The 14,979-nt window shown below is 55.4% G+C and carries 14 protein-coding genes; 5 read left to right on the top strand and 9 right to left on the bottom strand.

Annotation, left to right across the window (positions count from 1 at the left end; translation table 11 throughout):
• Window positions 1-15: 15 nt before the first annotated feature.
• The 4 genes from IB237_RS18145 to IB237_RS18130 form a co-directional block, all read right to left on the bottom strand.
• Window positions 16-657: an amino acid ABC transporter permease gene (locus IB237_RS18145; RefSeq protein WP_192490100.1), complete on the bottom strand. Its 642-nt coding sequence runs from the start codon at window positions 655-657 to the stop codon at window positions 16-18.
• Window positions 658-669: 12 nt separating this feature from the next.
• Window positions 670-1,338, bottom strand: a complete 669-nt coding sequence (locus tag IB237_RS18140) for an amino acid ABC transporter permease (protein WP_192490099.1) — start codon at window positions 1,336-1,338, stop codon at window positions 670-672.
• Between the two features lie 19 nt (window positions 1,339-1,357).
• Entirely contained in the window at window positions 1,358-1,801 is a 444-nt protein-coding gene (aroQ, locus tag IB237_RS18135; RefSeq protein ID WP_192490098.1) for a type II 3-dehydroquinate dehydratase, read from the bottom strand.
• A gap of 106 nt (window positions 1,802-1,907) precedes the next feature.
• On the bottom strand, window positions 1,908-2,738 hold the full coding sequence (locus IB237_RS18130; RefSeq protein WP_192490097.1) for a transporter substrate-binding domain-containing protein: 831 nt from the start codon (window positions 2,736-2,738) through the stop codon (window positions 1,908-1,910).
• A 189-nt stretch (window positions 2,739-2,927) separates the two neighbouring features.
• On the opposite strand from IB237_RS18130, the gene IB237_RS18125 reads away from it, so the two are divergent.
• From IB237_RS18125 to IB237_RS18105, 5 genes are all read left to right on the top strand, one after another.
• Window positions 2,928-4,832: a bifunctional sugar phosphate isomerase/epimerase/4-hydroxyphenylpyruvate dioxygenase family protein gene (locus IB237_RS18125; protein WP_192490096.1), complete on the top strand. Its 1,905-nt coding sequence runs from the start codon at window positions 2,928-2,930 to the stop codon at window positions 4,830-4,832.
• 94 nt (window positions 4,833-4,926) lie between these two features.
• Window positions 4,927-5,601, top strand: a complete 675-nt coding sequence (locus IB237_RS18120) for a GntR family transcriptional regulator (RefSeq protein ID WP_192490095.1) — start codon at window positions 4,927-4,929, stop codon at window positions 5,599-5,601.
• A 2-nt stretch (window positions 5,602-5,603) separates the two neighbouring features.
• A complete protein-coding gene (locus IB237_RS18115; RefSeq protein WP_192490094.1) occupies window positions 5,604-6,335 on the top strand; it encodes a GntR family transcriptional regulator in 732 nt (243 codons plus the stop codon).
• 244 nt (window positions 6,336-6,579) lie between these two features.
• A complete protein-coding gene (locus tag IB237_RS18110) occupies window positions 6,580-8,382 on the top strand; it encodes an adenylate cyclase (protein WP_192490093.1) in 1,803 nt (600 codons plus the stop codon).
• 87 nt (window positions 8,383-8,469) lie between these two features.
• Window positions 8,470-9,489, top strand: a complete 1,020-nt coding sequence (locus tag IB237_RS18105) for an adenylate/guanylate cyclase domain-containing protein (protein WP_192490092.1) — start codon at window positions 8,470-8,472, stop codon at window positions 9,487-9,489.
• Between the two features lie 248 nt (window positions 9,490-9,737).
• Here IB237_RS18105 and IB237_RS18100 read toward each other — a convergent pair whose 3' ends face one another.
• From IB237_RS18100 to IB237_RS18080, 5 genes are all read right to left on the bottom strand, one after another.
• Window positions 9,738-10,697: a DUF2950 family protein gene (locus tag IB237_RS18100; protein ID WP_192490091.1), complete on the bottom strand. Its 960-nt coding sequence runs from the start codon at window positions 10,695-10,697 to the stop codon at window positions 9,738-9,740.
• A gap of 24 nt (window positions 10,698-10,721) precedes the next feature.
• Window positions 10,722-12,038 carry a DUF3300 domain-containing protein gene (locus tag IB237_RS18095; protein WP_192490090.1) on the bottom strand — a complete coding sequence of 439 codons (1,317 nt, stop codon included), beginning with the start codon at window positions 12,036-12,038 and terminating at the stop codon, window positions 10,722-10,724.
• A gap of 362 nt (window positions 12,039-12,400) precedes the next feature.
• Entirely contained in the window at window positions 12,401-13,423 is a 1,023-nt protein-coding gene (locus IB237_RS18090) for a DUF2955 domain-containing protein (RefSeq protein ID WP_192490089.1), read from the bottom strand.
• On the bottom strand, window positions 13,413-14,519 hold the full coding sequence (locus IB237_RS18085; RefSeq protein ID WP_192490088.1) for an HlyD family secretion protein: 1,107 nt from the start codon (window positions 14,517-14,519) through the stop codon (window positions 13,413-13,415). The genes IB237_RS18090 and IB237_RS18085 overlap by 11 nt, the downstream gene beginning before the upstream one ends.
• A gap of 33 nt (window positions 14,520-14,552) precedes the next feature.
• On the bottom strand, window positions 14,553-14,834 hold the full coding sequence (locus IB237_RS18080) for a hypothetical protein (protein WP_192490087.1): 282 nt from the start codon (window positions 14,832-14,834) through the stop codon (window positions 14,553-14,555).
• Window positions 14,835-14,979: the final 145 nt, after the last annotated feature.

The following is a 14,979-nucleotide window of genomic DNA, read 5'->3' as shown; positions in this document are numbered from 1 at the left end:
GTGCACGCATAAAGCTTAGCGGCTGGCTGCCACGAACTTTCGCTCGAGGTGAGCGCCATAGATGGTCAGCGGGCAGCACATCAGAAAATAGAGAACTCCAACGATGCCGAAGACGGTTAGTGGCTGGAATATCTGGTTGGAAATGATGTTTCCTGCACGGGTCAGCTCGGTGAACCCGACGATCGAGGCAAGCGAGGTCCCCTTGATCAGCTGCACCAGAAAACCGATCGTCGCTGGAAGCGAAATCCGTATTGCCTGTGGCAGAACGACGTCTTTCATTCTGGAGATATAGCCGAGGCTCAGCGCCTTTGCTGCCTCAGTCTGGCCGCGCGGTACAGCTTCGATCGAACCGCGCCAGATTTCCCCCAAAAACGCACTCGCATGGAGTGTCAGGCCAACAGAAACCGCAGCCCATGCATCCATCTGGATGCCGATCAACGCAAGGCCGTAATAAACAACGAAGAGCTGCATAAGAAGCGGCGTGCCCTGGAAGACGGCGATGTAGCCGGCAGTCAGTCGCTCCAGTATGGCAATGCCGGATGTGCGTGCCAGGGCGACAAGAAGGCCGGAAATGCATCCGAATAGGAAGGCAACCACTGACAAGGCGACGGTCCATTTAAGACCTGCCAACAGGAAAAGAAATTCATCGCGTCCCATGGGATTGTCTCCTCACTTGACCGGATAGCTGAAGTAGCGGGAGGAGAAGAGCGCGAAAATCCGCATCATCACCCAGGATATGACGAGATAAAATGCTGTCACAGTGAAGTAGACCTCGAAGCTGCGGAAGCTGTCGGACTCGATCCGCTGAGATACTGACGTCAATTCGTAGGCTGAAATCGCCGATGCGATGCTGGTCGTCAGCGTCAGCAGAATGAATTGACTTGTCAGCGACGGATAGATCGCACGAAGCGCCGGCTTTAGAACGATCAACCGGAAGACCTGCGCCTTGTGAAGACCAAGAGCCAAACCCGCTTCTACCTGCCCCTTCGAGATGGACTGGACCCCGCCACGGATAATCTCGATGGCATAGGCGCCGCCATTGATACCCAGTGCAATGATTGCGGTCGGGGTGGGATCAAGGCGGATGCCCGCCAGCGGCAAGGCGAAATAGATAAAGAATATCTGCACCAGGAAAGGCGTGTTACGGATCAGCTCAACGAAGGCAATCGTGAGCCAGCGAAGCAGCTTGACTGGAGACTGGCGCAAGATAACGCCGCCAATGCCGATCACGATCGCCAGGAGCATGCCACAGATTGCCAGCGTGAATGTGCCAAGACAGGCCCATAGCAGGTTTGGCAAACCTTCAATGACTGGTGTGAAATCCAGGGTATAGTTCATGACGTCTCCTGCAATGCTCTCAGGATGATCTTGCCAGGTCGGCCATGGCCTCGATCGCCAGTTCATATCCGCGCGCGCCGAAGCCAATCATGATGCCGGTCGCGGTTCGGGAGATCAGGGAATTGTGGTAGATACTTTCGCGTGCATGCACGTTGGAAATGTGCAGCTCTATCTTCGGCCCGTCAAATGTCTTGAGGGCATCCAGCAGGGCAATGGATGTGAAGGTATATCCTGCCGGATTGATGATGATGCCACACGCTTCATTCCGTGCCTGGTGAACGGATTCAACTAGTTCACCTTCGAAATTCGTCTGGCGGAAATCAACCGAAAAGCCCAGTGACGCGGCTTTCGCCTCGCACCGATCGCGAATATCGGCGAGAGTGGTGGGGCCATATATGGAAGGTTCCCGCTCGCCCAAAAGGTTGAGATTAGGACCATTCAGGACAAAGATCTTATTTGTCATCCAAAGTCTCCATGCGCATCGGCGCATCGGCTTTGGCCGGGCACCGATGCGGACACCTGCACGTCAGGTGCCGCCTCGTGAATGTTGGGGTTGTGAAAGTCGAAACTCAGTTGGCAGTAAACGAGATGCCTTCGAGGCTCGTCGGAAACTCCGGAACCGGAACCTTCATCCAGTTGGCATAGATCTTGTCGAGTTCGCCATTCGCCTTGATCTTGTCGATGAACTCGTTCACCGCAGCATTGAGCTCTTTTTCTCCAAGACGGGTGCAGGCACCATTATAAAGCTTCTGGAATTCGAGCTTGTTCTCAAATTTACCAGGGACAGCCTTTTCGACGCGGTCCATGTAGAAAATGTTTCCGCCAAGGGCATCAACCTGACCGGAGGCTAGTGCCTGGACACTTGCAGCGTCGCCATCATATCGACGGATCGTCGCTGTGGATGGTGCGTTCTTGGTGACCTGAGTATCCTGGGCAGCGCCCTTGGCGACACTGATCGTTAAGCCAGCCATGTCTTCATTGGTTTTGATCGACTTGTCCTTTGGACCGATCAGAACGATGGCATTTGCATTGTAGGGCTTGCTGAACTGAACGGCTTTTGCGCGATCCGGCAGCATGGCCATGGTTGCAAAAAGGATATCAACCCGACCCGAGGTCAAGGCGGGAATACGGTTGTTAACTTCAAGCGGAACGAATTCCACATCCACGCCAAGCTCCTTGGCGAACAATGCGCCCATCTCGGCGTCAAAACCATCCTGTTTGCCAGCGCTTGTGACAAAACCCCATGGCGGGTTATCGCCCTGGATGCCAACGACCAGCTTGCCCTTGGCCTTGATCTCGTCCGGCGTGATAGCTGCGGCCGGTTGCGACAGTGATGCCGCGGCCACCATTGCCGCTGCGCCCAACAGGACACTGCGTCGGTTCCATTTGAATCCAAACATAAGGTGCTCCTCCTCTAGTAGCCCAAGGGCTAGCCAACTCTCCTCCAGCTGGCAACACGTTAAAATTGACATAAGGCCATTTCCAAATCAACAGAGTTTTTCTATAATCTCATATAAAATGCATTTCAGCATTCACACGAATTACTGAATGACGAATATCGGTGATGATTTGCCTCTGGAGGAGCGAATATGAAAACATCAATTGCCACGGTATCGATCAGCGGAGATTTTCCCGAAAAGCTTGCGGCGATCGCTGCGGCAGGTTTTGACGGGGTGGAGATCTTCGAGAATGATTTCCTCGCATTTGATGGCAGTCCTGCTGACGTCGGTCGCATGGTTCGTGATCACGGATTGGACATTACGCTTTTCCAGCCCTTCCGTGATTTTGAGGGCATGCCCGAGCCGTTGCGTGGCCGGACCTTTGATCGCGCCGAACGCAAGTTCGATGTCATGCAGCAGCTGGGAACCGATCTCGTTCTCGTCTGCTCCAACGTCTCACCTGCCTCGCTTGGCGGCATAGACCGCGCAGCCGCTGACTTCCACGAGTTAGGTGAGCGGGCTGCAAAACGTGGCTTGCGGGTGGGTTTTGAGGCCTTGGCGTGGGGCAGGCATATCAATGACCACCGCGACGCCTGGGAGATCGTGCGACGGACTGACCATCCCAATATCGGCCTGATACTTGACAGTTTCCACACATTGTCGCGCAAGATCGACATCAATTCTATCCGCTCCATACCAAAGGAAAAGATCTTCATCGTGCAGCTTGCTGACGCACCGCTGATAGACATGGATCTGCTCTACTGGTCGCGTCATTTCCGCAACATGCCGGGTGAAGGCGATCTGCCGGTGACGGAGTTTACCGCCGCGGTCGCTGCAACTGGTTATGACGGATATCTTTCCCTCGAAATTTTCAACGACCAGTTCCGTGGAGGCTCTCCCAAAACAATTGCGGCTGATGGTTACCGCTCACTGATATATCTGGGTGATCAGGTTCGTCGTCATCCTGAAGCGGCAACGCTGACCCTGGCAGAAATGCCGGCGCGCGCGCCTGTATCCGGTATAGGTTTTGTTGAATTTTCAACAGATGAGGAGGACGGTGAAAACCTCGCAGGCATCTTGAAAACCCTTGGTTTTCGCAAGACGGCTTCTCACCGCTCCAAGAAAGTCGCGATTTTCGAACAGGGCAACATCCGCCTTTTGCTCAATACCGACGACAAGGGTTTCTCCAACGCGTCGTTTGCGGTACACGGCACGTCCGCCTATGCGATCGCGCTCAATGTCGATGATGCCAAGCAAGCCTATTCGCGCGCAATCGCGCTCGGTGCCGAGCCATTCGAGCAGTCTGTCAGCGAAGGTGAGATTGAGATACCCGCCATACGCGGTGTTGGTGGTGGACTGATTTATTTGATCGATGACAAAAGCGATCTCGGTCGCTTTGCGGAAATCGATTTTCTCCCCGCCTATGAGGAAGCGGAGATTTCGTCTGCCCACCTTACTCATGTCGACCATGTCGCTCAGACAGTTGCCTATGACGAAATGCTGACCTGGTTGCTGTTTTACACAGCGATTTTCGACGCCAACAAGACTGCAATGGTTGATATCATCGATCCCGCGGGCGTGGTGCGCAGTCAGGTGGTCCAGAATGCGTCGGGCAGTTTGCGGCTGACGCTGAACGGGGCGGAAAACCGTCGCACGCTGGCGGGCCATTTCATTGCTGAAAAATTCGGGTCGGGCGTGCAGCATCTGGCCTTTCATACCGCGGATATCTTCGCAACAGCCGCGGCCCTGCGTGCCAATGGGTTCAAGCCACTGCCCATTTCGCCCAACTACTATGACGATGTAGAAGCACGCTTCGGTCTCGACCCGGAACTGACCGAACGGCTGAAAGTGGAAAACATTCTCTACGATCGCGACGACCATGGAGAATATTTCCAGCTTTACAGTACGACTTTCGGTGAGGGTTTCTTTTTTGAGATCGTGCAGCGTAGTGGTTACCGGGGATATGGCGCCGCCAACGCCATTTTTCGTATCTCGGCATTGAAAAAGGCACTCAGACCGGAAGGCGTGCCAAAGCCCACGCCGGATGTGCGATAGGAGCAAACATTGACACTCCTCAACGCAAGGAGGCTGGATTTATGCACCGCCGCAAAATATGTATGACGATTAAGAGAATATCCGAGATACTGACATGTCGTCCGAAACACTGAACGAAACCGTTGCCGAGAGTAGCTACAAGCGTATTCGAGCCGATATTATCTTTGGTCGCCTTGCTCCCGGGCAAAGGCTGAAACTTGAAAAACTCAAGGATACCTACGATACCAGCATCAGTACGCTGAGAGAAATACTCAATCGGCTTGCATCCGATGGCCTCGTAATGGCTGAAGGCCAACGTGGCTTTCAGGTTATGCCCATGTCATCCGTCGATCTCAAGGAAATCGCCGGCTTGCGCTTGCTTCTGGAGACGCATGCGCTGGAGCAATCCCTCGAAAGAGGTGATGTCGACTGGGAGGCGCGGCTGGTTTCCGCCCACTACAAGCTGGCTCGCATGGAAGGCGTGATGGCCAGCGGCGATACCAGCCATACGGAAGATTGGAAGCGCTATGACTGGGAGTTTCACCAGGCACTGATTTCAGCATGTGGATCGAAACTGCTGATGGAGGCACATGCGGCAGTGTTTGATAAATACCTGCGTTATCAAATGGTCGCACTCTCATACCGCGGTAAAATTGCTGCAGACGAACACAAGCAACTGCTGGATGCGGCGCTCAACCGCGACCAGAAGAACGCAAAGAAAATCCTTGGCCTGCATATTCAAGGCGGCGTCGAGCATGCGCTGGCCCGCAAGTCGCCGCTTCAGGATTGACCATGGGCGAGGAACGAGTGACAGACAATAATGACGCAAAGGCATCGCTTGAAACCGTCAGCGACGCGGTTTTCCGCCGCTTGCGGCAGGACATCATACTTGGCATTCTACCTCCAGGTTCCAAGATCAAGCTCGAAAAAGCCCGTGAGCGATACTCGATCAGCATTTCTTCGCTTAGAGAAATTCTTTGCCGCCTCAGTGCGGAGAACCTTGTTCTTGCTGAAGGGCAGCGTGGTTTCGAGGTTAGCCCAGTCTCGCAAAGAGAACTGGAGGAACTCGCCGACTTGCGAATTCTTTTGGAGTGCCGCGCAATCGAGCTTTCCTTTGCCGCTGGCGATCTTGAGTGGGAAGGTACAATTGTCGCAGCCCACCATCGCCTAAAGACTGTCGAGCAAAAACTTCTCGCGGGAGATACTCTGCAGACAGCCGAATGGGTCCGTTTTGACTGGGAGTTTCATCTGGCAATTGTCGCCGCATGCAATTCGGCAGTGCTCGTTCAGAGCCTCTCATCCGTCTTCGATCGCTTCTTGCGTTATCACATGCTCGCGAAAAACTTTCGTGGGCAAGGTGTTGTTGATGACCACAAGCGCCTGTTCGAGTACGCCCTGGAGAAAAACGTTGATGCGGCCAAAGACATGATAAAACGCCATGTTCTCAACGGGGCAAACCATATTTTGGCAACCCCTATGTTCATTCAGGACAGTCCCGAGGTGGACCAAGCCCGGAGGGGATGAATTTCGTTTCTTGGAGACAAGAAGGATCATCCGGTGGGCTTTTGAACGATTGTCCGCGTTGGGGATGTGAAGCTGTGACCAGCAGTTTGCTTGTCAACCCGTTTCACTCAACACCGCCCTGCTTGTCAGGGTGCTGAAATCACTGCTCTGGGTTTAACAATAATTGGACGCCTGCGCATTGCGGGTGTAGGCTTTAGGTACTGTGCACGCATGCGATGAATCTCGAGAGGACCGGGAGACAGTTATGCAGACGACGTCCACAACCTCAAAAGCTGCAAAAGACCCGCCTGATACAGGGGAGATTCGCTCGCAACTCGAACGCATACTGGCAAGCGCAGAGTTCCCAGGCATTGGTCGAAGTGCTGCATTTCTGCGATATGTTGTGGAAGAGGCGATCGCGGGACGAGCGAACCGCATCAAAGGCTACTCAATCGCGATTGAAGTGTTCGGCCGCAACGAAAGTTTCACGCAAGATGATCCAGTCGTTCGCATCGAAGCTGCACGCCTAAGACGCTCGCTCGAACGATATTACCTGGTGGCGGGGCACTGCGATGCGGTCAGGATCGACATCCCGAAGGGTGGTTACGCTCCTGTGTTTTCTTACAACACTGCGGAGGTTTCCAAGCAGCAGGCACCTGCGCCCGCTCTGGTGTCGCCACATGCCATCGGTGAGCGCTGGTGGAATGCAAAGGGACCTTTGCTTGTTTGTCTGATCGTGGCTTTGGCGACGATCGCCATTCAACTCACCGGGGACTTGATATCGACACAGACACTGCGTCCGCAAGACGGCGTAACTCCCGAAAGGCCGACCCTTGTCGTTGCTCCTTTCACCGATCTGGGCGATGGCACGAACGCCCATCTCTATAGTGCCGGGCTTACAGAGGAACTGCTGACTGCCTTGCCACGTTTCAAGGAAATCAGGGTCTTTGGTCGCGAGACGTCGAAATCTCTGCCACCGGACCTGGATTTGTCGAAAGTTCGCAAAGAACTCGGCGCAGGCTATCTTCTCACAGGAAGCGTGCGGACCGCTGGAAATAGCATGCGTATCAATGCCCGTCTTCTGGACACGGATGACGGCGAGATTGTCTGGTCGCGGGACTATGACAATAATCTGGCGGCGAGCAACCTGTTTTCCATACAGTCGGACGTGGCCAAGAGGGTCGCCACCACCATAGCCCAGCCCTATGGCGTCATGGCGCAGGTTGATAACGCAAACCCTCCACCGCAAGACCCCGGCGCTTATGAGTGCACACTGCGCTTTTACGCATATCGGAGCGAACTCAGCCCGGCAGAGCACGCACAGGTTCGCGACTGCCTTGAAGACGCAGTTGCGCGGTATCCCGGCTATTCAACGGCTTGGGCAATGCTGTCGATTATCTATCTCGACGAAGACCGCTTCAAATTCAACACGGATCACGGCCCGGAAGCGCCACTGCAGCGAGCGCTTCGTTCAGCGAGACGCGCGACCCAGCTTGATGCGAACAATACCCGGGGGCTTCAGGCTCTGATGATGGCTCTTTTTTTTAACAGACAACTGACCGAGGCCATGCGCGTGGGCGAAGAGGCCCTCATCACCAATCCCAACGATACTGAACTGATGGGCGAGTTCGGAACTCGGCTGGCAATGGGTGGCCAATGGCAACGAGGTGCAGACCTGCTTGATCAGGCTATTGCACTCAATCCGGGTGGCGGTGGCTATTATCACGGCACGCGCGCTCTGGCCGCTTACATGCTGCGCGACAATTCAACCGCCGTCCGTGAAATTGCCAAGGCGGACATGCAGAAATTTCCGCTGTTTCACGCTGTCGCTGCCATCATATATGCAGATGCCGGCATGATGGATCAGGCCCGACGCGCGGGAGAGGCTTTCGTGCGGATGCGGCCAGACTTCCTGCCGAACATCGTTGCGGAACTTTCGATGAGAAACGTGCAGCCTGCTGATCGTGACCAACTGATGCGGGGACTTCGCAAGGCAGGAATGCTTGTTCCTTCAGGCGAAGAGCCAACCGCAATAACACTCAGTGCGTCGGATTTACAGCCGCGCTAGGGCCCATGTCCAACAGGAACCTCCCCGCGCCCGCGCACGCCGGTGGGAGGTGCAGAAATAAGCGGCTTATATTTTTCAGGAGCGAGTATGAGTCGATTTTCACTGTTCGGATGGCTATGCGCTCTCGCAATTGCAGCAGCGAGCGGTGCTCTCTACAGTACCTTTATTTTCGGCGGTAACGCTTCAATCGGGGCTGCATATGCAGTCGGCATCATCGGCCTTGTTCTGGCGTTCGAGCAGGATCTGATTCTGGTACGATTTCGCCTCTGGCTCATGGGACTTCCTACCGCGGCATACTTCCTGCTCACGCTCCTGCTCAACATAGTGACCATTGTGATTGGCACTTTTGTTGTCGGGACGCTGCTCTGGTTGTTTGGTTTTCTAGACTCGTGGTTGGGTTCTGTCCTCCCAACGGGTGGGATCCTTGTCTATGCTCTCATTGTTTCCGCACTTATTGTTTTCGTGTTGCGCATGAGAGACCTTGTGGGACCCGAGGTATTCTCCAGTCTCCTTCTAAGCCGTTATCGGCGGCCACAATCAGAAAACAGGGTTTTTCTCCTCGTCGATCTCATGGGATCGACAAGTTACGCAGAGCGCTTTGGCGACTTGCGAACCCAGCAATATCTCGGTGAATTCTTGAAAACTGTTGCATTGTCGGTTCGCCGGTTCGAAGGCGCAGTTGATGATTACATCGGTGATGCGGCCCTGATCACATGGCATTTCAGAAAGGGAATACACCGGTCTGCAAGCATTCGATGCGTCCTACACATTTTTGAGGCCATTCAAGCGAAAGAAGATTTCTGGATCACTGAATTCGGGGAAGTTCCCCGTTTGCGGGCTGCTCTGCATGGCGGACCGGTCATCGTCGCAGAAATTGGCTTGGATCATCGTAAAATCACCTATTTCGGTGACACCGTCAACACAACAGCGAGGATTGAGGGGCTTGCCCGAGAACTGGGTAAGAGCTTTCTCATTTCAGACAGCTTACTCAGTCAGTTCCCGCCCATGGAATTTGCGACGACCGAACCGCTCGGCAGTTATGCGGTAAGAGGCAAGGGGCAATCCCTGTCAGTGACAGCGGTCACTGCTACGCAACAACTGCCTTGACCCAACGTGCGCTGGTGAGCGCCCGGCTTTTGCTCATTCCTTCAAAGGCGACGATTTCTCTGGTTCGGGCGATCCTGATGGCCACCCGTCCCAGGGCTCGCACTTTCAGCATCGGTGTCAAATATCGCATATGACGTTCGGGCGCGTCTCATGCAAATGCACACCGGTGGACCAACGGGCATGAGGTTTCGAAGTCTGAATGGGCGCCAAAGCGCGCCTTTGGACGCTTCCCCGTGCTGTGATCCCGGTCAGTCCACTATCAGTTCCCAACTGTCATCAGGGTTGAAAGTCATGATACCCTCGGCCGTCTTTTCGGTATTGCGTCCCAGATCCACCTGATAGACAGTTCCATTGGCGTTTACCGCGAAGGTGTGCACGCCGGTTTCACCGTATCGGATTGGCCATGCAATGAGCGCGAAACCCGCGATCATGTTGCCGTTGATGAGATAGTCGTGCTTGCCACCTGCTATATTGGAACCTTGTCGTGAGATGATCCGGTAGCGATAGCCATAATAGCCCTCACCCCGCTTTGCCTTGTCGAGCGCGGCATCGTTTTCAAGTGCACTGCCCGCCGGGCTGTCGCCCACCCCCAGATCGGACGGCCAATAAAGGCCATCCATATTCCCGTCGCTGCTGATGAGCCTCTGCGCGTACTCTAGGACACCGTCCCCGTCGCGATCCTGCGAGCGGTATTCCTCTTGAGCACCGACATAGGCCTGAACGGTCGCGATGGTCTGCAGCTCGTTTTCGCCGACACGGCGGTGAATTATCTCCTCAAATCCCGCGTAGGTGTCGAAGCTCCACTTGCGCTCATCGATCTTCACTATTGGAAATGGTAGCGGCCAGAGCCTGGCGCCAATCTCGACAAGCACGCGCCCATCACCATCCTTCAAAACCACCTTGTTAGCAGCTCCATCCCTGATCTGCGCATAGCTGTCCATCACGCTTTTGTCCCCACGGACTTTCGCCCCATCGATACCGAGAATGGTCACGAACTTTTCGAAGTCGTCGGCGGCGAGCGCTGACTTTAGGGCCTCGGCGGCGTCTTCCGGCGTTGAGAAAACCAGGGGATCGCTTCGCGAGGCGAACCCGAAAATCGCACTTGCCTCCGATCTCTCCCCCTTGGCCGAGGACACCGGACTGACCGTGAGGCCCAAAGTGGCAGCAAACACGCAACCCAACAGCGCAGGTCTCAATGAATTGGTCATGACGTCCATCCCATCTTGATGTTGTTATCGGCGACGTCCACCACCGTCGCCTCTGATTTCCCTAGCTGCGCCGCGACCGCCATCACCCATCGCCTGCCGCCCCCTCATCGACTGCATCTGAACGCGTCTGCCGCTATCCACCTGGCCCAGTGCCGATGGCCTACTTGGACGATTGTCCACTCTTGCCGCCGGCTTCGGTCTCGCCACCGGTCGGTTGGCATTGGTTTTGAGCCGGGTATTTTCGACCTTAGTGTGTGCGGTTTGCGGACGGCGGTCCTGCGCCGTCTTCACATTTCTGCCCTTGCCGCGATCAGATGCACCTTTGTCTGCATCGATCTTGCTCCTGCGGACGTCACTAACGGTGACTTTCCCGGGATTGTCACGGATCGTTGCGGAACGGTCGCGAATTCGGGCACCCAGCCCGTTCGCGGGGTTCGCTTCAATATTTCTACGGAAAGCACCACGATCCATCTTGTCGAACTGCGCGCGATCGAACTTGATTTTGCTACGGTCGACATTCTTCCAGTCAATGTCGTTGATATTGACTTTGCCATTGATGTTGTTGAAGCATTTGTTGCAATCGATATCGACATTACCGTTCCAGCGGCCGCCCCAGACGCCCCAGCGGTTCCAGTCGACTGCAGCCGCCCAGACAGCCCCCGTAACCACGCCTGCGAAGAACGTCGCAGTGGGGTAGTAGTAGCTTGGATAGGGCTCTGGATAATATGCGATTGGCACGGCTGCATAACCGGGCTCGTAAAGCATCTCGGGAGCATACTGGGGGACGTAGATTTTTTCCGGGCTGGCGGAGACGATGACTACGTTGTTGTTTTCCTCCGACACCTTAATCTTGTCATCCGTCTTGATGATACCGTCAACCACCGCCTTATCGCGCAGTTGTTGAATAGCAACGAGAACGTCCTTCTGCTGATAGGCGAGCGCCTCTCCGAGCGACTGCGTCCAGTCTAGATCCTCGCTCATCATCGTCACGATCTGCGGATAGTTCAACAGCGAGACCACACTACCGTCCCAGGTGGTCTTCGGCTTGATACTTGGTTGCGTCTTGATCCCCTCGAGAAACCGCGCTGCTTCCACGATCTGCAGCGGGTATTGCGAGGCCGAAGTGACGAGTGCGACCAGCTCGTCCGGATAAAGGGCAATCCGGGCAACGAGGATTTCCAGTTCGTCTTCACTTAAGGGGGCCGACGCTTCCTCTGCCGGATCGGCAGCGGCTTTATCCTGCGCAGCTGCAGTCGGAATGGCATATGGCGTCGATGGCAGGCCCGTAATGGGCACGCACAGGCTCGTGGCGAGAAGAAACAGTGCGTGAGACTTTTTCATCTCTTTCCTCCTTGTGCGCGGACACTCATTCAGACTGCAGATGACAGCGCAGATGTTATAGCAAGGCGTGGTCGCAGTCCCGATCCGGAGTGTATGTTACAGTAACATCGGGGCTGAGCGGGCACTGTGTTGCAGCATCGCTCCTGCTCACTAGCCTGATGGCTCAAGGCTGCAAGCGCGTCTGGCGGAGCCAGTCATGGCCCCGCTTGCTCGAGTCCCGAAGATCTTTTGAATTCACGAACATCGGCAGAGGCAGTTCTCAAATATTGAGCCCATTGGGTCTGACCCCTTGAAGGCTCGCACTGCCAAGGCGCCTGCAGAGGCGCTTTTCTGACCGGACTGATCAAATCAGACAGCACATCTCATGGATTTATCCGTCTCGGATCTGGCCTCCTTGACCACAGAATGGTGGCGAGCAAAAGAGCGTAGATCAAAGCCGCGGCGATATAGACAATGCGGGTAGCGAAGCTTTCGGCAGCAGTGCCGGGTAGAGGTGAGACACCAAGCCCGAACAAGATGAGGAAAATGGTCAATGCACCGGCAAACAGCGGCGCGTCTTTCGTCATTGCTGCTGCCCTGCCACCCAAGAAAAGCGCAACGCCCAGCACAATCAGAAAGATCGACAGCAGGTTTGGACGAAGGGTCAGTGCCGCATAGGCCGCAGATGCCACAAAGCCGCCGAGCAGGTTAACGACGACGAGGCCGAATGCCGCTCTTGTGCCAACGGCGACATCGAGCTGGCCAAGCAGAGATGCGACGGTAATGGGAATGACCGCCGCAGCTGTCAGATTATTGCTCGTAAGGCAGATCACAACAGACGTCAGAAGGATCAGCGTATTTGCAAATGCTCGCAGTAAATCCATCGGTTGAGCAGGCAACCGCTCGGTGTTGTCTTCGCAACAAGCGGGTTCAGGAATAATGGCGTGGGCCAGCCACATTAAAAGCGTGCCCGACAGCACGCCACCGACAAGGATCGACAGTATGGAATTGGCTAGTTCCTTATTCAGGATGCCGAGAAGCGGTACCACGATAGCAACGACCAGTACGAGAAAGACAGCCGGCCCGCCCTTGCCAGAGGTTTGCACTGCAAAACACAGAAAATAGGTCAGTCCCAGGAGGAGGAGAAAAGGTGCTGGACGGTCGCCGAGGCTGCTGGTCAAAACCATCATCGCAATTCCGGCGACCAGGATGACAATGGCTGCACCGACAGTCTTGCCAAGCGGCATTGGTCGAGAGCTCGCCAGTAGAAACTGTGCAGCAAAAAGCGGTCCGAGAAACGGTATGAAAGCCGTCCAGTACACCGCCAGCACAAAGCCGAACGAGACTGCAAGAGCGACCCGCAATCCCTTTCGCTTCTGCTTTGCAGCGGTGGTGTCAGTTGACATAGGTCAGTACCGACACGATGCGGACCCACAGCGATCCCCACGCATTTGTCACCGGATTGTCCCCGGTATAGATGATGACCGTCGCCTGCGAACCGTAGCGTACACCACCCTGTGGTCTGTCGGCTTCGGCGATGTTGAGACGAACAGGGAACCGCTGTGCTTCTTTGACCCAGCCGCTCTCACTCCTGATGGTGGGCAATCCAGTGCTCGGATCCGTGTTGCCTTGCGACACGCCGAAGCCAACGCTCTCCACCGTAGCGGGAAACAGGCGCCCGGGAAGGGCATCAAAAAGGATTTCCGCCCTGTTGCCAACGACGACATTTTCGAGGCTGTTTTCCTTGAACGCGGCATTGATCCAGATGGTGCCGACATCAATGAATGTCATGGCCGGTTGACCCGCGGGTAAAACCTTCCCTGTGGTGAGCTGAAGATTGGTGACAACTCCAGGCGACGGCGCCCGCACGGTCGTATGCATCAGATCCAGCCGTGCCTTTTCCAGTCCCGCAAGGGCAGCACGCAGCTGTGGATTGTCGTTTCCGGAAGGACCAAGCTGTTCGCGGGCCTTGGCTAGATCAGCTTCCGCCCCCGAGACCGAAGCCTCCGCCTGCTCGTAGGCGGATTTGGCCGTATCAAAGCGGGCCTTCGAAAACACGCCGGACTTGAGGAGTGCGGAGGCCCTGGCATACTGGTCGCGAAGATTATCTCTGTCCGCTCGTATCTGCACGAGTTTGGCCTGAGCAGCGTCGACCGCCGCAGTTGATGCGCCGATTGATTGACCGACACTGGCAAGGCCAGCTTCCGCCTCGTTCACCGCAAGTTCGTAGCGCTGGGGATCGATCCGGAACAATATCTGATCGGCCTCCACGCGTGTGTTGTCCGTAACACCCACCTCCACAACACGACCTGTCACTTCAGGCGCAATGCCAACCACATAGGCTTGGACCTGCGCCTGAGACGTTGAGGGTGTCCGCCGCTCCATGAAGACCGAGAGTACGAACAGGCCCAACGCCAAAAAAACAACAATGAGAGCGACCTTCCGCAAGGGATTGCGAGGCGGCAAAGCAGGTGCTGGCTCGTCTATAGTCTCGGAAACCACGATCTTGTTCCTTTAACTGTGTGTCTGATGGACTTACGCAGGGCGGGGACGGGTTGGGCGATGTATCGAGACCACAATGGCGCGGTCGAGCGCGTCTTCAATCTCTTTGCCAAGCGCTGCCAACAGTTCCCCGTATTCGGCTATACGTTCCTCCCGAACCGGATCCGGAGATGTGTTCCATTTGGCCAGTTCACTTTGGGCTTCGGCATAGTCCCGGCAGATCTCGCAGAACACGACGTCTCGCAATGCGAGCTCGTCAATCGCATGAGCTCTTTTCGGAAATCGTAGCCTGACCGCAGCCACGTTTTCATCCATTGTCCGCTCCCACCCTCAAAGCGCCACAGCGACGCCGAATGTCCTGAAGGCATATTCAGTGATCAGGGGCAGTTCGTGCAGTATGTTACCGTAAGATACGGGTGGGGGATCGGAGACCGAGACCAGCGTATGCCGCCGCTACCAG

The sequence above is a fragment of the Agrobacterium sp. AGB01 genome (assembly GCF_014851585.1).
Taxonomy (GTDB): domain Bacteria; phylum Pseudomonadota; class Alphaproteobacteria; order Rhizobiales; family Rhizobiaceae; genus Agrobacterium.
Note: the sequence above shows the minus strand (reverse complement) of the source record. Positions and strands in the feature narration are given on the sequence as shown.